Below are 21,953 nucleotides of genomic sequence, written 5' to 3'. Positions count from 1 at the left end.
AAATTAAGTTTCTCCAGGCTTAAAATCATTATAAAAAATTTTACCGAAATTGATTGTGAGAATCTTTCTCCAATTGCTCCCTATGGTTGGGATGGGCTATAGAGATAAGTTCCTTTGCTCTTTGTTTTAGGTTTTTTCCGTAGAGATTTACTACCCCATATTCTGTAGCAATGTAATGCACGTGAGCCCTGGTTGTGGTTACGCCGGCACCTTCTTTTAGAAAGGGCACAATCTTGGAAATTCCTTTTTTGGTGATAGATGGCATAGCGATAATGGGTTTGCCACCTTCAGAAAGTGCTGCGCCTCTTATAAAATCCATTTGCCCGCCAACTCCAGAGAATTGATATTTCCCAATAGTATCAGCACAAACCTGGCCGGTAAGATCTATTTCTATAGCAGAATTTATTGCGGTAACTTTGGGATTTTGTCTAATTATGGCTGTATCATTTGTATAGGCTGCTTCTTTAAAGTGCACAATGGGATTATCATCAATAAAATCATATAAATCAGGCGAACCTATGGCAAAACACGTCACCAGTTTCCCGGTTTTTATTTCCTTATTTGCACCGGTTATTACTCCCGATTTAACCAATGGCAAAATTCCGTCAGAAAACATTTCGGTATGTATTCCCAGGTTTTTATGGTTTTGGAGATTATTTAAAACCACATTGGGGATTCCACCAATTCCCATTTGTAGGGTAGCGCCATCTTCAATTAGTTCGGCTACATGTTTGCCTATTTGCCTTTCAATTTCGGTAGGAGCGGTAATGCTTGTGGAAAAAATAGGTTGATTAACTTCTATAGCAGCATCAATTTGGCTGCTGTGGATAATGCCGTCCCCGTGGGTTCTTGGTACATTTGGGTTTATTTGCGCGATTACTTTTTTGGCCTTTTGAATAGCAGGTAAAGTAATATCTACTGAAACTCCAAGGGAACAATAGCCGTGTTTATCGGGAGGGGAAACCTGGATAAAAGCAACATCTAATGGCAAAATATCCCTTCGGAAAAGGTTATGAATTTCACTTAGAAATATGGGAATATAGGTTCCTTTATGTGAGTTAACTGCATGTCTAACATTGCCGGCAACAAAACAAGTGTTTATGCTAAAAGAACCGGCGTAAGGTTCTTCGGTGTATTTTGCTTTTCCCTCGGTATGAATTTGTATAATTTCAACATCGGTCAATTCATTATAACGGTCGCATAACGCATCAATTAGGGTCACCGGCGTCATTGCGGCACCCTGAATAAAAATGCGGTCACCAGATTTTACTGTGGCAACCGCATTTTGCGCCGATAATATTTTTAAATGTTTCAGCATGTTAGGTTTTAACATTAAGGTTGAAATTAATTTCTATCTCTTCATCCAGCACAATTAAACCAAAGATCTTACTCGGTGCTTCCAGGTTAAAATCTTTGATGTTAAGTTTCAGTTTTCCATTAAAACAAAGTTGCTGCTCCCTGGTAATCTCTACCGGAAATTTATAATCCTTATTAACTCCTGCAATTGTAAAGCCTATGGTTACTATAGAATTTCCTTCCCCGCGCATATCTATTTTCTTTAGTTTCAGCAGGATTTCTGGATGTTCTTTAGATTTTAAAAGCTCGTGAAAGTCTTTATTTATTTTTCGGTTTCCACAATCAAAATTCACATTTTCCAGGGGTAAAACACTATTCTTAAAATGAAGAATTTCACCATTCTCTGTATAATGCACTTTAAAAGTTTCATTTTTAAACCTAAGGGTATTAAAGTCACATTCAAAATCGTTGATATTGGTGGTGCCTTTAATACTTAGGTGGCTATCTGGGAGGATATCAATTTTTTTGGTTTCTATACCAGTCTGTGCTACTCCCGTAATAGTAAAAAATAATATAAAAAGTAAAGGAAAATAAGTTTTCATCCTGGTTTGATTTAGGGCATTTCTATAAAGATAAGTAATTGAATTCTGGTTAAGAAATGGTTGGCAACAGGAAATAAAAAGCCCCGGATAATCTCTTGGGAGATAACATCCGGGGCTCAACATTCAACTTAAAAACTAATCGCTGCTTCTAGCATAAGTCCGTTGAATTGTCCTCCGTTTAAAGGTGAACTTGTATTATAACCATCATACTCCTGGTTTACATATTCTATTTTCGCAAGGATGTTTTTAGTCATAAACCATCCTGCAGAGGCTTGAACTCTATTGATGTCAATTTCATCACCGCTTGCGTGGTCACCGTTTACAGTGTTGTAACGTCCAGCTACGTAGAAGTTCTCGTTTTGTCCAAATCGGTAGATAAGTTCTCCAGCAAGTTGGGTGAAACTACGGTCTTCAGATTGAGAAAGTTGTTTTCCACTAGATCTTTCAAAAGTTCCGAAGAATTCAAGTCCGCCATACTTTAAGAATGGGTTTACCATAAAGGCAGTAATTTCATTTCCATAGCGAGGGTTGTATCTACCAGAGGCAAAACCTTCTCCCATAACATCGTAGTATCTTGATCCTGCACGGTCAGCACCGTAAAGGTAAGAGCTTGCTACACGGTTAGTGTGATATACAGATCCTGTTAATCTTACTCTTAGATCATCTGCACCAGTAAATTGCTGGTTGTCGTATCCTAATTTAGCTAACCATGATACCCCGTTGGCATCTGGATTAACAACAGATTGGTTTAATTTACCGTTGGTAGCTCCAACCATTCCAATAAATCCATTGCTTCGGTAGTAAACTTCAGCACCAACTTCGGTAGTGAAAGCATCCATAATAAGGTTACCTACAAATGGGTTGTAAATGGCCTGCGCATTATCGGTTCTTCTAAAGTGAGCATCACCATAGTTGTTTTCCATATGACCAATTTTAATAGTCACTTTGTTCATTAGGTCTTCCATAAAGCCTGGACGTACAAACTCCAGTTTGTCAATTTGAATATACCCGTCTTTTACATATGGTTCTGGGTGGTGACGAGAAGATAGGTATGTTCTAAGGTGCATTCTAACTCCGTCGTAAAGAGCAACATCAAGGTCAAGGTTAGCAGTAGGCAGGTTAAAGTTTGCGCCTATTTCTGGTAATCTTCCCACGCTTCCATCTTCATTTGTCCATTGTCCTGAAGATTCGTGATCTAGCGCCTGGAACTGGATAGTAGATGCTCCACCAACTCTTACTTTTACACCATCAAAAGTTGAAACGGTATCTTTTGGAGCTTCAAACATGTTAATGCCACGTTGGTCTAAAGGTCTAAAGTTGTCCAGGTCTCTGTCTTGTGCCTGCATTTGCAAGCCAAAAAGAACGAATGCAATTAAGCCGAAATATTTGATTGAATTTTTCATTGTGATAATTTTTAAAATTGAATAGTTATTTAGAAAATGTTGATTTGAATTTAATAGTTAGTTCTTCTCCTGTAGTAATTGTTCCAAACATAGCAGTAGGAGGGTCAATCTTGTAATTGGTCATATTTAGGCTTTCTTCCCCGTTTATTTCCAATTTGTTTCCGTTAAGCTTGGCGGTAAATTCAACCGGAACTTGTTTAGAAACTCCTGAAATTTTTAGCGTGGCCATACCGTTTACTTTATAAGAGTTGCTGCCGTTGGACTCGATTTTCTTAACCTCGTCCAGCTTGAATTCGATAGTTTTATATTTTTTGGTATTAAGTGCTTTGTATGCATTTTTATCCATTCCGCCTTTTCCACTTTCCAGGCTTTCAGCAGGAATGCTTACCTGAAGTTTAGAGATTCCTGTTAATTTCCCGTCTTCGGTGGTAATGGTTGCACCTCCTTGTTTTGAGGTTGCATTCATTTCCCAATCGTGGATATTAGAGGTTCCTTCAACAATAATTTCTGAAGAATTATCCATTTTGAAATTTTGCCCGAACATGCTGCCTGCGGTTAGCAACATAAAAAATACGCCTGTAAGAATAACTTGATATGATTTTAAAACTTTCATGATATTAGGTTTTTAAGTTTGGTACAAAGTTGGGGTAGAAATGCAGCAGAATCTATGACGAGAATCAGGTTTGAGAATATTTCTGAGAAAGAATTTTAAGAGACACGATAAAGGACTTTATAGTGTTTACAAGGGTTTTCGCTAACTAAAACGTTTGCGATTTCAATATAAAAAAGATTTTTAGGCTTAAAAAATTAGAAAAATATTTCGAATTATTTCTATAGTTGAACAAAAAGAAAGCTAAAGCAAGCTTCTTAGTAATAAAGCTCGTCGGTTTTTAGGTTTAAGAACCTTGAAGTGGCAAAAAATGTACTTAGCCAGGTGATAAGGATTCCCATAACGAAAACGCCTATAAATAAAGCAGCGAGTAATTTCACATCTGAAGTTAATGAAAGCTGCGGGAAGCTGTTGTTGAGGTAATAAAGCGCTCCGGCCATACCAACAAGCGCGATAATGGCACCTATTATTCCCAATTTTACACTTTGCCAGATAAAAGGCTTGCGAATAAAACCTTTGGTAGCGCCTACCATTTGCATGGTTTTTATAATAAATCGTTTAGAATATACCGAAAGCCTAATAGAACTATTTATAAGCAATACCGCAATAAATGTGAAAATCCCGCTGGCAATAAGTACCCAAAAACTAATTTTCTTTACGTTTTCGTTTAAAAGTGCGATAAGCGGTTTGTCGTAAACCACTTCATCTACAAAGTTTTTAGAAGTAAGATCGGTTGCTATTTCGTCTACCTGTTCTCCAGAGACAAAATCGGCGTTCATATACACATCTATAGAATTCTGTAAGGGATTATAGCCTAAAAACTCCATAAAATCCTCGCCTATTTCCTCGCTGTGCGCCTCGGCGGCGGCTTCTTTAGAAACGTAGGTGGTAGATTTGGTATACTCGGCCATCGCCAGGCTTTTCTTGAGCTGTTCAATTTCAACCTCTTTGGCGGTATCTTTTAAATATACGGTAAGCGCAATTTGCTCTTTAAAATGATCGGCTACTTTTTTAGTGTTTAAAACCAGTAATCCCAACATTCCCAATAAAAAAAGGACTAAAGCAATACTAATCACTACCGAAAAATAAGACGAGATTAATCGACGTCTCTGGTACTTTTCAAAAGATGTGCTCATAGGTGACCTTAGATTTTTTGTAAAAATATAAAAGTTAAGCGTTCATTTTCTTTAAAACGTTTAAAGTTTAAAAAAATTAGCAAAGACATGAATTTTTTATTCAGGAACATAAGAAATTACCATAAGGTATCTGTGAATGATTATAATTTCGTCAAGCTGAACTTGTTTCAGCTTCTAACATGTTCACTAACTTAGATGCTGAAATATGTTTAGAGTTTAAACATATTTCTAATTTTATGTTGAAAAGCAGAACACTATGAAAATATTAATCTTCGGAATTGGAGGCGTAGGCGGTTATTTTGGTGGAAAACTCGCCCAGGCAGGTGTTGACGTAACCATGATTGCCCGCGGAAAACACCTCGAGGAAATCAGGAGTAACGGACTTGAAATTGAAAGCATCAATGGTAGCTTTAATGTGAAACCTCAACTGGTAACCGATAATTTGGCTGAAGTCCATACGCCAAACCTGGTAATTTTAGGTGTAAAATCCTGGCAAATTCCCGAAGTGGCCGGGCAACTAAAATCAATAATTTCAGCTGGAACTATGGTTTTACCTTTACAAAATGGTGCGAATAATGTAGAAATACTGCTGGAAATTCTACCGAAGCGAAATGTTTTGGCCGGGCTTTGCCATATTGTGAGTTTTGTAGAAAGACCGGGAAAGATAAAACACGTTTCTTTTGAACCGCGCATCACTTTTGGTGAGATTGATAATTCAAATTCAGAAAGAATTCAGCAATTAAAATCAGTGTTTGATAAAGCTGGAATTAGCACTTTTAACCCGGAAAATATTCAGTTGGAAACCTGGAAAAAGTTTTTGTTTATTGCCACAATTAGTGGTCTTGCTGGGTTAACACGGGTTTCTATAGATAGAATAAGGGAGAGCGAATACTTGTTTGATTTACTGAAAAAAACTGCGCAGGAAATTAAACTGGTAGCCAATGCTAAGGGAATTCCGCTGGCAGAAGAGCATTTGGAAAAAGCTTTTGAGATTATTGAAAATCAGCCGCCGGGAACTACCGCTTCTACACAACGCGATATTATGGCAGGGAGGCCTTCAGAATTAAAAAATTTCAACGGATTTATTGTGAAAGAAGCCAAAAAATTAGGCATTGCAACACCCGTAAATAAAATGATCTACGAGTGTTTATTGCCTATGGAAATGGAAGCGAGAAAAAGTTAACTATTCGCCGTTTTCCCCATTGAAATCCAGTTCGGTAAAGTTTTCATCTATAATCATGGTGAGGCAGCCGTTAACCTGTAAATGCTCTAAAGATTTAGTTTCATTATCTAACTGAATGGTTTTTATTTCAAATGGCAATCCGTGAATTTTTAATTTGAAATTTTTACAATCACCGTCAAAAGAACCTTCTTTATGCTGCTGAATAATTAGTTGATTTTTTCTGCCAGTAAGTTTGAAACTTCTCAAACAAAAACGCCCCTTGGTATAATCGTAACCATCGTGGGCATCCTCAAAAAATTGTGAATCTTCTTTGCCTTTTTTGTAGTAAACTTCCAGGGTTACTTCTTCTATTTTTTTCTCGGCTACGTGCTGCTGTACAGGGTATTTTGGAATAATAGCACCTTCTTTAATAAAGACCGGCATACTATCTATATCGGCATCTACCCAGATTTCTTTACCGCCTTTTACCAGCTCGTCGGTCCAGTAGTTGTACCAATTTCCGCGCGGCACATACATACGTCTGCCTTTCGCGTTTGGTTCGATTACGGGGCAGGCAAGAATACTGTCTCCAAAAATAAACTCATCTATTCTATAGTGGGTGTTTATATCTTCCTGGTCAAACATCACCAAAGATTTTATCAACGGAATGCCTTTCTCGGTATAATCCCAAAATGCGGTGTAGAGATAAGGAAGTAATTGATACCGCAATTCGATAAACTTTCGCACTATATCGGTAATATCTTCATCAAAAGTCCAGGGTTCCTGGTCGCCGTGATCTCCCGAAGAATGCACCCTAAAAAACGGGTGAAAAGTTGCTAATTGAATCCACCTGGTAAATAATTCGCCGTGAGGTTGTTCAGCAAAACCGCCAATATCACTACCTGCAAAAGAAAAACCAGACATTGCCAGGCGCTGTACCTGCACGTTGGCAATCCATAAATGTTCCCAGTTGGCGATGTTATCTCCGGTCCAGGTTGAGGTATATCGCTGCGTTCCCGAATAGGCCGCTCTGGTAATTACAAACGGGCGTTTAGGATGGGAGAATTTTTTTACCCCGTGGTAGGTTGCGCGTGCCATTTGCATCCCGTAAATATTGTGGGCTTTTCTATGGCTACAGGGATTTTCATCATAATCGTGCCTTACATCGTGTGGAAATGTCTTATTGGGCACTTCCATTACCGCAGGCTCGTTCATATCGTTCCAGATACCTTTTACCCCAATATCTTCTATTAATTCTTTGAAAAGCCCAGACCACCATTCTCTTACTTTAGGATTGGTGAAATCGGGGAAATAACACTCTCCCGGCCAAACTTTTCCTTTTATATAAGGGCCATCGGCACGCTTACAGAAGTAATCGTTTTCAAGTCCTTCTCTATAAACCCAGTAATTTTTATCAATTTTAATTCCCGGGTCAATAATGGCTACAGTTTTAAAACCATCTTCTTCAAGTTCTTTCACCATTCGTTTAGGATCGGGGAAATATTCTTTGTTCCAGGTAAAGCAGCGGAAACCTTCCATATAATCAATATCCAGGTAGATAGCATCGCAGGGGATTTGCAATTCCCTGAATTTAGAAGTGATTTCTTTTACCTTGCTTTCAGGATAATAGCTCCATTTACACTGGTGAAACCCTAAGGCCCAAAGAGGTGGTAAATCTGGTTTTCCGGTAAGATCGGTATAGTATTCTACCACATCGGTCATTTTAGGGCCGTAGATAAAATAATAATTCATCTCGCCACCCTGCGCCCAAAAGCTGGTTACAAATCGACGTTCCTGTGCAAAATCAAAATAAGATCTAAAGGTGTTATCAAAGAAAATTCCGTAGGCTTTCTTGTTGTGAAGCCCGGTGTAAAACGGAATTGTTTTATAAATTGGATCGGTATCTTTTCCGTAGGCATAAGAATCGGTTACCCAATTTTCAAAGCGCTTTCCTTTTAAATTAAGATGCCCTGGTTTATCGCCAAGTCCAAAATAGCTCTCACCATCGTGAGAAACTTTACTCATTTTCACGATGTCACCACCAAATTCGTAGCTGTCTTCCCAATGAAAACCGAGCTCATCTTCGTTAATCAATGTGCCGTCTGTACGATCATAAATCTTAACTTTTAAACCCTTTTTAGAAACCTCACAGATAATTTTAGTAGTGGTAATATTGTAATTATCCTCTTTTTCTTCAATATCTAATTGATTGTAACCTATGCTTGCGTGTTTGGTAATCGCGTAAGAAAAATCTTTAGCAAACATTCCAGTAGTGGAATATCTAAAGCGAAGCAGCCCATCCCGAAGGATTGTAATTTGCAATGACACATCATTTTCTGTGGTGAAATAGAGCGTATCTACATCTTTACGGAAGGAAATTACACTAGATGGAAAAGCATTTCCCTTTTGTTCTAACTCGGTATTGGTGATCATATTTTATAATGGATTGCTGTAAGGTAAAAAAACTGAATAGTTTGCAAATATAAGTTAGAATTGTCAAAGTATTTATGAGCGTTTATTAACTATGTCGTTTCGTAGAAACACAGTGCGTGCGTGCGATCTTCATTTTTCCGCAGAACAATCAGGCGTTGCAAGCGAGCAGGAAGTTTCGTTTTAGGACAAGTTCAAGCCTTGTTTTTATACTCACCATTCTCGTATTTTAGTATTTCAAATTCCTTCCTGGTATCTGCTTTTACTTTTTCGCAGTCTTCATTCCTTTCACTCAACTCAATCTTATCGATGAATTTTAAGTCGGCATAATTATTTGAGAAAGTGTTTAATACCTGCATATTTTTGGAATGCTCTTCAAATTCACCTTTGCAAGTTGTGTCTGTTTCACCATTAAAAGACTTCATTGGAAAATCTTTCAATACACGGTTCAATTCATTTCCTTCCAAAGCGTATAATGATAATTGTGTACTTGAATAAGGATTTGGTCGGCTCTGGTTTGAATAAAATATTTTAAGTGCGAAGGCTGTAGTTAATTCGTTCAATTGATAAAGTTTGGGTTCTATTTCGATTTTATCAATGGAAACAGCATCGATAGACCAGTCTTTCTGGCCACTATATTTTGCTTTTACTGCACCGGTTTTATTATCGGTAAAAATAATATTACTGTTTAAAATTATATATCCTTCTCCTTCTTCAGTGATTTCAGGGATTACTATTAAAATACCGTTATCGAATTTTTGTGAGGTCGCAAGTCTGGAAAATATGTCTGAATTTTGAATTCCAACTTTTTGAGCAGTTTGTTCAATCAGTTGTTGAGATTGATTCTGACCTAAACAGTTCCAGAATAGCGTCAATAAAATCATTGTCAGTAAGCTTCTCATAAATGTTTTGTAGGTTATTATTCATTTAACTAATCCGAATACTTAAACGCAAGCATCGCTAAAGGCGGAATATCAATTTCTATTGAATACTTCCTGGAATGCCAGGCTTTATTTGTAATTATTTTAGCTGCATTTTTGTAATCTCCTGTGCCATAAAATTTCTTTTCATTGCTATTGAAGATTTCTTCTAGTTTACCGCCTTCAGGTAAACCGATTTTATAATTTTCACGCGGAATTGGAGTCAGGTTACAAACAATAATCAAATTGTCTTTTGGTTCATTTCCTTTTCTGATAAAGCTAATAACTGAATTCTCGGCGTCGCTGTAATCTATCCATTCAAAGCCCTCGGGCACAAATTGCTTTTCATATAAAGCGGGCTCAGATCTATAGAATTCATTTAAAGCTTTTATCAATTCCTGCATTCCTTTGTGCGAGTCGTATTCCAATAGATGCCAGTCTAAACTTTTTTGAAAATTCCATTCTTCACTTTGTCCAAATTCACAACCCTGGAATAATAATTTTGTTCCAGGGTGGGTAAACATATATGCATAAAGCAGGCGTAGATTGGCAAACCGTTGCCATTGGTCTCCCGGCATTCTTCCTAAAATAGAATGCTTGCCGTAAACCACTTCATCGTGAGATAAAGGCAGCATAAAATTCTCGGTAAAGGTATAAGTGAGGGAAAAAGTAATATTGTTTTGATGATGTTTACGGTATATAGGTTCTTTTGCAAAATACTGCAGTGTATCGTGCATCCAGCCCATCATCCATTTCATCCCGAAACCGAGTCCGCCTAAAAACACGGGTTTTGAAACTCCGCTATAGGCAGTAGATTCTTCGGCAATGGTTTGTACATCGGGAAAAGAGGCGTAAACTTCTTTGTTTAGTTCTTCTAAAAACGAGATGGCTTCCAGGTTTTTATTTTCGCCATACTCATTGGGTTCCCATTCGCCTTCTTCCCGGGAATAATCCAGGTAAAGAATAGAAGCAACGGCATCTACCCGAAGCCCGTCAATATGAAACTGTTCTAGCCAATATAAAGCATTACTAATCAAAAAAGCTCTTACTTCGTTTCGGCTGTAGTTGAAAATCAAACTTTTCCAATCGGGATGGTAACCTCTTTTAGGGTCGGGGTGTTCATAAAGATGTGTGCCATCAAAATAACCGAGTCCGTGGCTGTCTTCCGGAAAATGTGAAGGCACCCAATCCAGGATCACTCCAATGTCATTTTCATGAAGTTTATCTACTAAAAATTTAAATTCATCTGGATAACCAAACCGAGAGGTTGGGGCAAAATATCCAGTAATTTGATATCCCCAACTCGGGTCATAGGGATATTCCATAATAGGCATAAACTCTACGTGAGTAAAGCCCATTTCCTTAACATAGGAAACTAGATCGGTGGCAAGTTCCCCATAAGAAAGCGACCTGTTTTCTTCGGTTTTCTTCTTCCAGGAAGATAAATGCACTTCGTAAACCGAATAAGGGGCTTGTAAAGAATTATTCTTTTTGCGTTTTTGCAGCCAGGATTTATCTTTCCACTTGTAATCATCTTCCCAAACCACCGAAGCTGTATTTGGCGGATGTTCGCATCGCCTCGCATAAGGATCGGCTTTCTCGGTAATAATTTTGTTATGGTTACTATGGATTTTATACTTGTATAAATTCCCTTTTTCCACCTCAGGAATAAAACCTTCCCAAATCCCGCTGCCGTCCCAACGCACATTTAGTTGGAGCTCCCCATCTTTCCAGAAATTAAAGTCTCCAATTACCGAGACTTGTTTCGCGCCTGGAGCCCAAACGGCAAAATAAGTTCCTTTAACCTTATTTAAAGTGAGTGGGTGGGAGCCAAATTTCTCATAAAGCCGATAATGTTTCCCCGACTTAAATAGATCAATATCAAATTCTGAAAATAAACTGTGCGTTATAACTTCTGCCATATTATCCTATAGTTGTTCCGGGTGGAAGTACTGCTTCTTTTTTAAGCACTACAATTCCTTCCTTTATTACGTAAGCATCGGTTTCACTATCCTCGAGATGGGTGCCGCCATTGATGGTAGTATTGTCTCCAACTCTACAATTTTTATCGATTATTGCATTTTTAATATTACAATTTTCTCCAATTCCTGCGAGGATTTCAATTTTATTATTTTCAATTTCCTCTAAAGATTCATAGAAATCGGTTCCCATCATATAGCAATTTTTTATAACTGAACCTTTTCCAATCCTGGACCTGACGCCAATTACCGAAGATTCAATCTTATCGGCGTGAATAATGCAACCTTCAGCAATAACTGCTTTTTTGAGTTTAGTATTGGTGTATTTTGAAGTTGGGAGAATCCTGGCGTGGGTATACACCTGGTTGTCCATGTCATATAGATTGAATTTGGGAATATCTTCGGTTAAGCCAATATTTGCTTCAAAGAACGATTCTATATTCCCAATATCTGTCCAATAACCTTCAAATTGATAACCGCAAACTTTTTTATTTCCTATTGCCTGCGGGATGATCTCTTTACCAAAATCTACGGTGTTAGGATCGTCCATTAATTTTTCCAACAATTTTCGGTTAAAAACATAAATCCCCATGGAGCCCAGGTAGTTTCTACCTTCAGCTTCCATTTCGGGGCCTACAGGCGAAGTCCAGTCGGGTAAAAGTTCAGATTTCGGTTTTTCAATAAATGAAGTGATATTATTGTCTTTGTCAGTTTTCATAATTCCGAAACTGGGAGCATCCTTCGCATTTACCGGAACGGTTCCAATGGTAATATCGGCGCCGGTATCTATATGCTGCTGCACCATTAAGTTGTAATCCATATGATACAATTGATCTCCTGAAAGTATAAGGAAATAATCGAATTTATGTTTTCTAAAATGATGCATTCCCTGTCTAACCGCATCTGCAGTTCCCTGGTACCAGGTTTTGTTATTCGGGGTTTGTTCTGCCGCCAGAACATCTACAAATGCCGAACTAAAAAAGCTAAAGTGAAAGGTATTTTTAATGTGCATGTTCAGAGAAGCCGAATTGAACTGCGTTAACACATACATCCTTTTTATGTTTGAATTAAGGCAGTTGGAAATGGGAATATCTACCAGCCTATATTTACCCGCAATAGGAACAGCAGGCTTAGACCTGCTTTCTGTTAAAGGATGGAGCCTGGTACCCTGACCGCCCCCAAGAATAACCGATAATACTTTGTCGTTTAGCATGATTAGTCGCTTTTTAGTGAGTTATACAAATCGATATACTGTTGGGCCGAAACATTCCAGGAATGGTCAATGCCCATAATATGTTTTCTGGTTTTTTTAAATGCGGGTTGATCCTTATAAAATGCTATGGCCCTGTTTAAAGTTTGAAGAATATCAACTTCTGAAGCTTCCTGGTGCGAAAACCCAAAACCACCATCTTCAACATCTATAACGGTATCTTTTAAGCCGCCAATACTTCGCACAACCGGGATGGTTCCATAACGAAGGGAATATAACTGGTTTAGTCCGCAGGGTTCAACCCGGGAAGGCATTAATAAGAAATCTGCGCCAGCATAGATGAGGTGCGAGAGTTTTTCATCATAACCAATAAAAGTGTTATAAACGCCCTTATGTTTTTTCTTTAAAGCTTTTAAGCTGTCTTCTATTTCAGGATTCCCAGAACCTAAAATGAGAATATTGCATTCTTTTTTTGAGAGAATTTCATCAAATACTTCCGGTAGTAAATCGGTTCCTTTTTCAAGAACCAGTCTGCCAATAAAAGCGGATAAAGGTTTTGATGCTGAAAAGCCAAATTCTTTACACAGCCATTTTTTATTAGCTGTTTTCCCGGTTTGAATATTTTTAGCCGCATAATTTTTTACAATAAATTCATCGGTTTCGGGATTCCATACATCAGTGTCAATTCCGTTTAAAATCCCAACACATTTTTTATTTTCGTGGCTCAGCAAACTTTCCAATCCGTTTGCAGCTTGTTGCAATTCCTCCATATAACTTGGGGAAACCGTAGTTACCCGCCAGGCGCATTTTATTCCCGCAGCCAATGGATTTATAACACCGTCCCAATCAAGTAAGCCAATATTAGAAATATCAAAAGCCGGTAGAAAATGTACTTTATCGTGAGCAAACCAGCCCTGGTATTGCGCGTTGTGAATAGTAAGAATAACAGGAATTTGATTCAAGGCTTCGTATTTAAAACATTCCTGCGCCATAAAAGGAATTAATCCTGTATGATGATCGTGACAATGAATTATAGAAGGTTTGGTTTTTAGGGTCAACATCCAATCCATCACCGCAATTTGAAAAGCGGTAAAACGCGCAGTATCATCTGTAGAGTAAACATAATCCTTAAACAACAGTTCAGGAATATCCACAAACAGGACTTCAATATCTAAGACATCTTTTTTTAATTTCAGAATTTTATAAGGATAAATATCTTGCCCCAAAACCAATTCTGAATCGTAAACACTTTCAAATTTGTGCGTAGCGGTAAATTTATTGTCATAAAATGGCATTACTACCTTCGCTCCAATCCCCGACTGTTGCTGATATTTTGGTAAAGAACCTACAACATCTCCCAGGCCTCCAACTTTTGCGATTGGGTAACATTCAGCGCTTACGTGTATCACGTTCATATTAAAATTCTTGTGAGATTATTTTAGTTAATCAGGTTGTTTTAATGATTTTAAGGACGTTTTTTGTAAAATTTTAAAATTATATCCCTTCTTATCACTATTTCCTTATAAATCTACTGAAATAATAGGATAAGCTGCATTAAGGAAGTCTTAAAACTGTTTCTATTTGTTATTATAAGATTTGTTTCAGATAGAAACTTATCTTCTAATCCCTTATGCCTAAATTCCCATAAGTGGTTTAAAATTGTAAATTTGCAGGCATTAATATAAAGTCGCGTTGCGCGTAAGCCGCAGGTAAGAAAAATAAAACAATGAGTTACAACTTCAACGAAATTGAAGCCAAATGGCAAAAATACTGGGCCGAAAATCAAACTTTTCGCGCCAGCAATTCATCCGATAAACCTAAATATTATGTGTTGGATATGTTTCCATATCCATCGGGCGCCGGGCTTCACGTTGGGCACCCGCTTGGTTATATTGCCAGTGATATTTATGCACGGTACAAGCGCCACTCAGGGTTTAATGTGCTGCATCCGCAGGGTTACGATAGTTTCGGTCTGCCTGCCGAGCAATATGCAATTCAAACCGGGCAACATCCTGCGCTTACCACGGCTAAGAATATTAAAAGATATCGCGAGCAGCTGGATAAAATAGGCTTTTCATTCGATTGGAGTAGGGAAGTGCGCACCAGCGATCCCGAATATTATAAGTGGACACAGTGGATCTTTATTCAGCTTTTTGAAAGTTGGTACGATATGGAAGCTGAAAAATCAAGAGATATTTCTGAGCTTGAAGAGATTTTTGCTGCGGAAGGGAACTCTCGTTTAAATGCGGCCTGTGATGATGAGGTAGAGGAATTTTCAGCTGATGCCTGGAAAGCTTTTTCTTCAGAAGAAAAACAACAAATATTACTAAAATACAGACTTACATATTTAGCTGAAACCGAAGTAAACTGGTGCCCGCAACTGGGAACCGTTTTAGCTAACGACGAGATTGTAAACGGCGTTTCCGAACGTGGTGGCTATCCCGTAGTTCGCAAAAAAATGACGCAATGGAGTATGCGAATTTCGGCATTTTCAGAACGTTTATTACAAGGTTTAGATCAACTGGACTGGACCGAAAGTTTAAAGGAAAGTCAGCGTAACTGGATCGGGAAATCGGTTGGGGCAATGGTGAAATTCCCCATCCTATCCTTCCCCAAAGGGGAAGAGAAAGCAACGCCGGGATATATGACCGGAGGAAACAATGCTTATTTACTTCTTGAAAAGGCAAGGGAAAACAGAAATAATCCTACAGATGCTGAAAAAGCGCTTTGGAATTATTTGAGAAATAAGAATTTAGGCTTCAAATTCCGTCAGCAACATCTAATAGATGACTTTATAGTTGATTTTGTTTGTTTATCGAAAAGACTGGTGATTGAAGTAGATGGAGACATTCACGATCAACAGGTTGAACAGGATGAAAACCGAACAAAAATTCTGGAAAGCAAAGGATTTAAGGTTATTAGGTTTAGAAATGAAGAGGTTATTGGAGATATTGATCAAGTTTTAGAAAGGATTGAGACTTCTCTTCGGGAGCAACCTAATATTTCGAATGATCAGGATCAAAAAGCTCCCCCTTCGGGGGATGGGGGGATCTGGGTTTTCACCACCAGACCCGATACTGTTTTTGGAGTGACTTTTATGACTTTGGCTCCAGAACACGAATTGGTTAAAAAGATAACCACGCCTCAACAAAAAGAAGAAATTGAAGCCTATATCGCTGCCAGTGCAAAACGCAGTGAGCGCGAACGTATGGCCGATGTGAAAAGTATTACCGGGGTTTTTACCGGCGCTTATGCCGAGCATCCTTTTACAGGGGAGTCAATACCTATCTGGATTGGGGATTATGTGCTTGCAGGTTACGGAACCGGAGCCGTAATGGCCGTGCCTTGCGGAGACCAGCGGGACTATGATTTTGCCAGACATTTTGATATACCAATTAAAAATATTTTTGAAAACACTGATATTTCTGAAACTGCGTTCTCCGGAAAAGAAGGAACGGTAATCGCAAATTCTGATTTCCTTAGCGGACTCGAATACAAAGAAGCACTTCAAAAAGTGATTTTAGAATTGGAAAAAACCGGTCACGGTTACGGGAAAACAAATTATCGTTTGCGCGATGCGGTATTTAGTCGCCAGCGTTATTGGGGAGAGCCATTCCCGGTGTATTACGTAAACGGAATGCCGCAAATGATAGATGCGCAGCATTTGCCTTTGCATCTTCCCGAGGTTGAAAAATACCTACCAACCGAAACAGGCGAACCACCGTTAGGAAATGCTACCGATTGGGCCTGGGATGCCGAAAAAAATGAAGTTGTTTCCAATGATAAGATCGATAATAAAACCGTGTTTTCTTTGGAATTAAACACGATGCCCGGTTGGGCCGGGAGTTCCTGGTATCTTTTCCGTTATATGGACTCTGGAAATAGTGAAGAATTTGTATCTAAAGAAGCTCAAAACTACTGGGAAAATGTAGATCTCTATATAGGCGGAAGTGAACACGCCACCGGTCATTTATTGTATTCCCGATTCTGGACAAAGTTTTTACGAGACCGCGGATATCTTTCGGTAGAAGAACCTTTTAAGAAGTTGATCAATCAGGGAATGATTTTGGGAGAAAGCATGTTCCATCCTGCGTATGATTATACTTTAACCGTTAAATCAAAATTAACTGAAAAGTGGGATGAGATTCCGCATATTAGAGAGTCTGTGGCGGAAACCACATTAAATATTACAGTTTTTCAAGATTCTGATGAAATTGTAAATGATAGTGAAATTTGCTCAAATGTTAAAGAACAAATTATTGAGAATTATAGTCAAGTAAAAGACAAGGAAAAGATAATCGATGAAAAAATAGAGGTTGTTGTAAACGGATACTCATATCAACCAGAAAAGAGAATTCCATATAGCTGTGTAGATCCTAAAAATTATTCAATAATAAAAGAGAAGTTAAAAGAACATTCCAGGTTTATTTTCGCCCAATTTTTTACAGATGAAGAATTAATATGTAGAATGGAGGTTGAAAAAATGTCAAAATCTAAGGATAACGTGGTAAATCCCGATGATATTTGTGAAGACTATGGCGCTGATACTTTAAGGATGTACGAGATGTTCCTTGGGCCATTAGAGCAGGCTAAACCCTGGAATACCGCAGGAATTACCGGCGTGCATAATTTCCTCAAAAAGCTTTGGAAGCTATATCACAACGGCGAGCAGTTTGAAGTTTCAGATGAAAAAGCTTCAGCAGATTCTTTAAAAAGTCTGCATAAAACCATTAAAAAGGTTACTGAAGATATCGAAGAATTCAGTTTTAATACTTCGGTTTCCACCTTTATGATATGTGTAAATGAGCTTTCAGTACAAAAATGCAATAGCAGGGAAGTGTTGGAGCCACTTGTTATTTTACTGGCGCCTTACGCGCCGCATATTTCAGAAGAGTTATGGAGTAAACTTGGAAATTCAGAATCTGTAGTAACCGCTGAATATCCGGTTTTTGAAGAAAAATACCTGGTAGAAAGCACAAAAAATTACCCGGTTTCTTTCAACGGGAAAATGCGATTTACAATGGAACTTCCGTTGGATATGGCAAAAGAAGAAATCGAAAAAACCGTGATGGCAGATGAACGAACTCAGAAACAATTAGATGGTCGCGCACCTAAAAAAGTGATTGTAGTGCCGGGAAAAATTGTAAATATTGTAGGTTAGAAAGGCTTAGAAAATTATATAATTTTGAAGATTTGAGAATCCGTTTCCTTAATTGAGAACGGATTTTTTGTTTTAAATAGCGTCATTGTGAAACTGCTTTTTTTTGCAACTGAAGTAATCTCTTTCAGAAAAATATCGCAAAAACTAAGAACAGATTGCCGCACTTCTTCGTCGCTCGAAATGACGGAAAACTAACTTCAGAGTCATTGCGTAGCCATTTTTTATGGCTTAAGCAATTTTTTGAATTGAAGGCAATGGTGGCTTTCAGGTTGGTCTGGTTCAAATAGAATAGATTGCCACGTCAGGCTATGGCCTTCCTCGCAATGACGAATACTTCTTGCGCAAACGTCATTGCGAAGTTGCTTTTTTGCAACTGAAGCAATCTCAATCAGAAAAGCGTAAAATCCCTTATTTCTTTAACTACAGCAGGTTTCTAATTTTATAAAATGAAAGCTTCTTGGGTGTATATAATTACCAGCAAAAACAATACGGTTCTTTATACCGGAGTTACTTCCAACCTTCAGAAAAGAATGTATGAGCATAAGAATAAAATAAATAAAGGGTTTGCGACGAAGTACAATTGTGATAAACTGGTTTATTGGTCTCAAAATAGGGATTTAAACCCTGCAATTTTATTGCAGAACTTTAGTATTGCGAAAAAATCCATATTTTCGGACCATGAGTTATCAGCGAAAAGGTTCTCATACTGTTAGTCATTTGACTTGTCATGTTGTTTGGGTGACCAAATATCGATACAAAGTTCTTCGCGGTGATATACAAGTGCGTTGTCGAGATGTTTTAATCCAAATCTGTGAAGCAGAGGGAATAGAAATATTAAAAGGAGTCGTTAGTTCTGATCATGTCCACATGCATATTGAATATGCTCCGAAACTAAATGTAAGCACCATCTTAAAGAAGTTAAAAGGTAGAACTTCCAGAAAACTTCAACAAGAATTTCCCAAACTGAAGGAGCGGTATTGGGGACAACATTTTTGGGCAAGTGGTTATGGAGTTAGGAGTACAGGAAATATCACCGATGAGATGGTTAATGAATATTTGGAACATCATCGTCGAGACACGAATGATAATTCCAATTTCATATTGGAATAGCTTGGGGACTTTCAGTCCCTAGTAAAAAAACCTCTGCACTTGGAGTGCAGAGTGGTTTAGTTTGAAGATTTTAGTGATATAACTCAGGGAATTGAGTATGAAAAGAAGATAAAAGGTGGGAATAGAGCGAGAAAGGAAAAACTTATAAACGCTCAGAATCCAGATTGGATTGATCTTTCAAAAGATATGATTTTAGGATAAATAATATAAGATTGCCGCGCTCCCCAAATCTCCCGTCCTTGCGAGGGAGGCGCGACTGAAGCAATCTATTGAATTGAAAGCAAAGGCAGCTTTATGGTTAGTCACGAATCCTTCTGGGTTACGTCATTGTGAAGTTGCTTTTCTGCAACTGAAGCAATCTTTTCTTGCGAGGAACTAATCTTGAAAAGATGCAGTAAATAATGAAAGATTGCCGCGTCACAATTCTCCTACCGTCGAATTGTTTCTCGCAATGACGCTTAAAATTACTGCCCACTAAAAAACTGCTAACTAAGATACAGCTCCACCAAACCTTCGGGAGTAGTTAAATAGATGGTGTTATTTTCCTTATCTATTTTATCTATAAACTCATCATTCATGGGGATAAGGATTTGCTTTTCGCCTTTCTGAATTTCAAAAAGAGCCTGTGCGGTACTGTCATTTATAGAAGTGATTTTGCCAATATTGCCGTGGGTGGCGTCTATTACCTCAAAACCAATAATTTCATGAAAGTAAAACTGGTCGTCTTCCAGGTCTGGAAGCATAGTAAGCGGAAGATAAGTGAGTGCCCCTATAAGGTCTTCGGCATCCTGCTCGGTTTCTATATCTTCAAATTTAACGCGAAGTAAGGTGCTTTTTTGCAGGTTACTTCTTTCAATAAAAAATGGAACCAGGTTCTCATTATATTCAATGAGCACTGATTCCATTTCTAAATACATTTCGGGAACATCGGTGTCTAATTTAATAAGCACCTCGCCCTTAAAGCTAAATTTACCAACGATCTTTCCTAAAAAGAAACATTCATCTTTAGTCATCGCCAGTTAAGGTTTTAGCCTTTTTTTTCTTCGGTTTTTGCTTCTTCGGCAGTCTCTTGATCAACTTCCTTTTCCACATTAGCCTCTGGTTCACCTTCTTCGGTTACCGCAGCACCTTCAGCTTCAGCAGCAGCTGCCGCTTCGGCTTCTTTTGCTTCAGCTTCACGCTTAGCGTTCACCTCTTTTTCAGCATCAAGAGCTTTCTTTCTTGCTTCTTGTTGTTCTTTGGTAAGGTTGTCTTTCTTAGCAGCGATTTTAGCATCTTTTTCTTCCAACCAGGCTTCGAATTTCTTCTCAGCTTCTTCTTCAGTTAAAGCGCCTTTTTTAACGCCACCGGCAAGGTGTTTTTTAAGTAAAGCTCCTTTGTAAGAAAGAATAGCACGAGCTGTATCTGTTGGCTGTGCACCATTTTCTAACCATTTTACCGCTCCGTCTACATCTAACTCGATAGTAGCTGGGTTGGTGTTTGGATTGTAGATTCCTAGTTTATCTAAGAATTTACCATCTCTTTTTGAGCGCGCATCTGCGGCTACGATCCAGAAAAAAGGTTTCCCTTTTTTACCGTGTCTTTGTAATCTTAATTTTACTGGCATAAAAATTAATTTGTGGGGTTCCCGACCCCGATTATTAATAAGGCTGCAAAGATACTACATTTTTCTAATTCACAAGGAGTTGGACTTAAATAAATTTTAAGCACTAGCCGAGCCAAAAACTACTGAATTTGGGAAGTTTTTAGGTTAAAATAACCGGCTGCTGTTAAAAGCAGTTAATTAGTGCTAAACCCTGTTAAACAGGTTGTTGCTGTAGATTATGCGCTTTATCTTTATAACTGAAATTATTAAAAAAGCGAAGTGAAGATGAGATATTCTGAAAAAGTTTCAAAGAAATTGAATGCCTTACTTGAAAAGAATTATGATGCCGAGAAAGGTTATAAATATGCTTCTGAAAATGCTAAGAACCCACAGCTAAAAGCTTTTTTTTCTGAAAGGGCTCAGGAACGATACGATTTTGGCCACGAGCTTAAAACTGAAATCCGCGATTTCGGGGAAAACCCCGATAAAGGTTCCAGTTTAGCCGGTGATGCCCATCGCACGTGGATGAACCTAAAAACAAATTTTTCAGGAAATAAAGATGAGGCTGCGCTTGAGGAGGCAATAAGAGGAGAGAAAGTTGCCGTAGATGAGTATGAAGATGTTTTGAAAGATCCTGAAATACCACCTACTACGGCAAATTTATTATTAAAACAAAAAAATGGTATTGTGGCCGCTCTCAATAAATTAAAGAGTATGGAATTAGAAGCCTAATCGTAAACCAAAAACTAACAAAATATGAGAACCAAAGAAGAAATGGGCGATAAGCTCAATGAATTACTTGAAAAAAGTTACGATGCCCGGGAAGGTTTTAATGCTGCTTCTAAAAACGCAAAAAACAGGAAGCTCCAGGAGTTTTTTAAACAGAAGTCACAGGAGCGGGAGATTTTTATAAAGGAATTGAGAGAGGAAATTGCCGGTTATGGGCAAGTGCCTAAAGAAGATGGCAGTACCAAGGGAGATATGCACCGTACCTGGATGAAATTAAAATCTTCTGTAGAAAGTGATAATGATGAAGCTATGTTAGAAGAAAGTCTGCGTGGTGAAAAAGCGGCTTTAGAAGATTACAAAGAAATTACCAAAGAAAAAGATTTACCGCCCACCCTAAGTTCTAAACTTAACAGGCAGCAACAAAATATACAAAGTAGCATTAATAATGTAAAAGTGTACGAACAGATGTTTGATTGAAGTAGTAGTTTTTAGTGTTCGTATAGGCCTCACAGCTTACCGGAAACGGTATTTGTGAGGCTTTTTTTATTAAAAATGGCCTAAATACAAGGAATGCAAATCGTTAATAAATCCTGATAAATTAACTTGAGACTGCGCTAAAT

Annotated in this window: 18 protein-coding genes; 6 read left to right on the top strand and 12 right to left on the bottom strand. The window is 38.1% G+C overall.

Annotation, left to right across the window (positions count from 1 at the left end):
- Nucleotides 1-40: 40 nt before the first annotated feature.
- From B5488_RS09940 to B5488_RS09920, 5 genes are all read right to left on the bottom strand, one after another.
- Nucleotides 41-1,333 carry an acetyl-CoA hydrolase/transferase family protein gene (locus B5488_RS09940; RefSeq protein WP_231919722.1) on the bottom strand — a complete coding sequence of 431 codons (1,293 nt, stop codon included), beginning with the start codon at nucleotides 1,331-1,333 and terminating at the stop codon, nucleotides 41-43.
- On the bottom strand, nucleotides 1,320-1,898 hold the full coding sequence (locus tag B5488_RS09935; protein WP_170065266.1) for a YceI family protein: 579 nt from the start codon (nucleotides 1,896-1,898) through the stop codon (nucleotides 1,320-1,322). Before B5488_RS09935 ends, B5488_RS09940 begins: the two co-directional genes overlap by 14 nt.
- Nucleotides 1,899-2,026: 128 nt before the next feature.
- Nucleotides 2,027-3,301 carry a hypothetical protein gene (locus B5488_RS09930; protein ID WP_079735120.1) on the bottom strand — a complete coding sequence of 425 codons (1,275 nt, stop codon included), beginning with the start codon at nucleotides 3,299-3,301 and terminating at the stop codon, nucleotides 2,027-2,029.
- A gap of 25 nt (nucleotides 3,302-3,326) precedes the next feature.
- A complete protein-coding gene (locus B5488_RS09925; protein ID WP_079735119.1) occupies nucleotides 3,327-3,914 on the bottom strand; it encodes a YceI family protein in 588 nt (195 codons plus the stop codon).
- 254 nt (nucleotides 3,915-4,168) lie between these two features.
- Nucleotides 4,169-5,047: a cell division protein FtsX gene (locus B5488_RS09920; RefSeq protein WP_079735118.1), complete on the bottom strand. Its 879-nt coding sequence runs from the start codon at nucleotides 5,045-5,047 to the stop codon at nucleotides 4,169-4,171.
- 256 nt (nucleotides 5,048-5,303) lie between these two features.
- Here B5488_RS09920 and B5488_RS09915 point away from each other — a divergent pair, with 256 nt between their 5' ends.
- Entirely contained in the window at nucleotides 5,304-6,230 is a 927-nt protein-coding gene (locus B5488_RS09915; protein WP_079735117.1) for a ketopantoate reductase family protein, read from the top strand.
- Here the strand turns inward: B5488_RS09915 and B5488_RS09910 are convergent, their stop codons facing one another.
- From B5488_RS09910 to B5488_RS09890, 5 genes are all read right to left on the bottom strand, one after another.
- Nucleotides 6,231-8,642 (bottom strand): glycoside hydrolase family 31 protein, encoded by a 2,412-nt coding sequence (locus B5488_RS09910; RefSeq protein ID WP_079735116.1) that lies wholly within the window; start codon nucleotides 8,640-8,642, stop codon nucleotides 6,231-6,233.
- A gap of 191 nt (nucleotides 8,643-8,833) precedes the next feature.
- Nucleotides 8,834-9,541: a PA3715 family protein gene (locus tag B5488_RS09905; protein ID WP_146128732.1), complete on the bottom strand. Its 708-nt coding sequence runs from the start codon at nucleotides 9,539-9,541 to the stop codon at nucleotides 8,834-8,836.
- Between the two features lie 29 nt (nucleotides 9,542-9,570).
- Entirely contained in the window at nucleotides 9,571-11,481 is a 1,911-nt protein-coding gene (glgB, locus tag B5488_RS09900; protein ID WP_079735114.1) for a 1,4-alpha-glucan branching protein GlgB, read from the bottom strand.
- Between the two features lies 1 nt (nucleotide 11,482).
- A complete protein-coding gene (locus B5488_RS09895) occupies nucleotides 11,483-12,751 on the bottom strand; it encodes a glucose-1-phosphate adenylyltransferase (protein WP_079735113.1) in 1,269 nt (422 codons plus the stop codon).
- 2 nt (nucleotides 12,752-12,753) lie between these two features.
- The gene (locus tag B5488_RS09890) at nucleotides 12,754-14,163 is read right to left on the bottom strand and encodes a glycogen synthase (protein ID WP_079735112.1); all 1,410 of its coding nucleotides are present in this window, start codon (nucleotides 14,161-14,163) and stop codon (nucleotides 12,754-12,756) included.
- 311 nt (nucleotides 14,164-14,474) lie between these two features.
- Here B5488_RS09890 and B5488_RS09885 point away from each other — a divergent pair, with 311 nt between their 5' ends.
- From B5488_RS09885 to tnpA, 3 genes are all read left to right on the top strand, one after another.
- Nucleotides 14,475-17,909 carry a leucine--tRNA ligase gene (locus tag B5488_RS09885; RefSeq protein ID WP_079735111.1) on the top strand — a complete coding sequence of 1,145 codons (3,435 nt, stop codon included), beginning with the start codon at nucleotides 14,475-14,477 and terminating at the stop codon, nucleotides 17,907-17,909.
- 446 nt (nucleotides 17,910-18,355) lie between these two features.
- Nucleotides 18,356-18,622, top strand: a complete 267-nt coding sequence (locus B5488_RS09880; protein WP_079735110.1) for a GIY-YIG nuclease family protein — start codon at nucleotides 18,356-18,358, stop codon at nucleotides 18,620-18,622.
- The gene (gene tnpA, locus B5488_RS09875) at nucleotides 18,588-19,019 is read left to right on the top strand and encodes an IS200/IS605 family transposase (RefSeq protein WP_079735109.1); all 432 of its coding nucleotides are present in this window, start codon (nucleotides 18,588-18,590) and stop codon (nucleotides 19,017-19,019) included. Before B5488_RS09880 ends, tnpA begins: the two co-directional genes overlap by 35 nt.
- 485 nt (nucleotides 19,020-19,504) lie before the next feature.
- Here the strand turns inward: tnpA and rimM are convergent, their stop codons facing one another.
- On the bottom strand, nucleotides 19,505-20,032 hold the full coding sequence (gene rimM / locus B5488_RS09870; RefSeq protein WP_079735108.1) for a ribosome maturation factor RimM: 528 nt from the start codon (nucleotides 20,030-20,032) through the stop codon (nucleotides 19,505-19,507).
- A gap of 14 nt (nucleotides 20,033-20,046) precedes the next feature.
- The gene (locus B5488_RS09865) at nucleotides 20,047-20,625 is read right to left on the bottom strand and encodes a 30S ribosomal protein S16 (RefSeq protein ID WP_079735107.1); all 579 of its coding nucleotides are present in this window, start codon (nucleotides 20,623-20,625) and stop codon (nucleotides 20,047-20,049) included.
- A 264-nt stretch (nucleotides 20,626-20,889) separates the two neighbouring features.
- Between B5488_RS09865 and B5488_RS09860 the strand changes: the two genes are divergently transcribed.
- On the top strand, nucleotides 20,890-21,336 hold the full coding sequence (locus B5488_RS09860; protein WP_079735106.1) for a ferritin-like domain-containing protein: 447 nt from the start codon (nucleotides 20,890-20,892) through the stop codon (nucleotides 21,334-21,336).
- A 24-nt stretch (nucleotides 21,337-21,360) separates the two neighbouring features.
- Entirely contained in the window at nucleotides 21,361-21,810 is a 450-nt protein-coding gene (locus tag B5488_RS09855; protein WP_079735105.1) for a ferritin-like domain-containing protein, read from the top strand.
- Nucleotides 21,811-21,953: the final 143 nt, after the last annotated feature.

Source organism: Salegentibacter salegens (assembly GCF_900142975.1).
In the GTDB taxonomy this organism is placed as follows: Bacteria; Bacteroidota; Bacteroidia; order Flavobacteriales; family Flavobacteriaceae; genus Salegentibacter; species Salegentibacter salegens.
The sequence above is the reverse complement of the archived record's forward strand: the minus strand, read 5'-3'. Positions and strand labels throughout refer to the sequence as shown.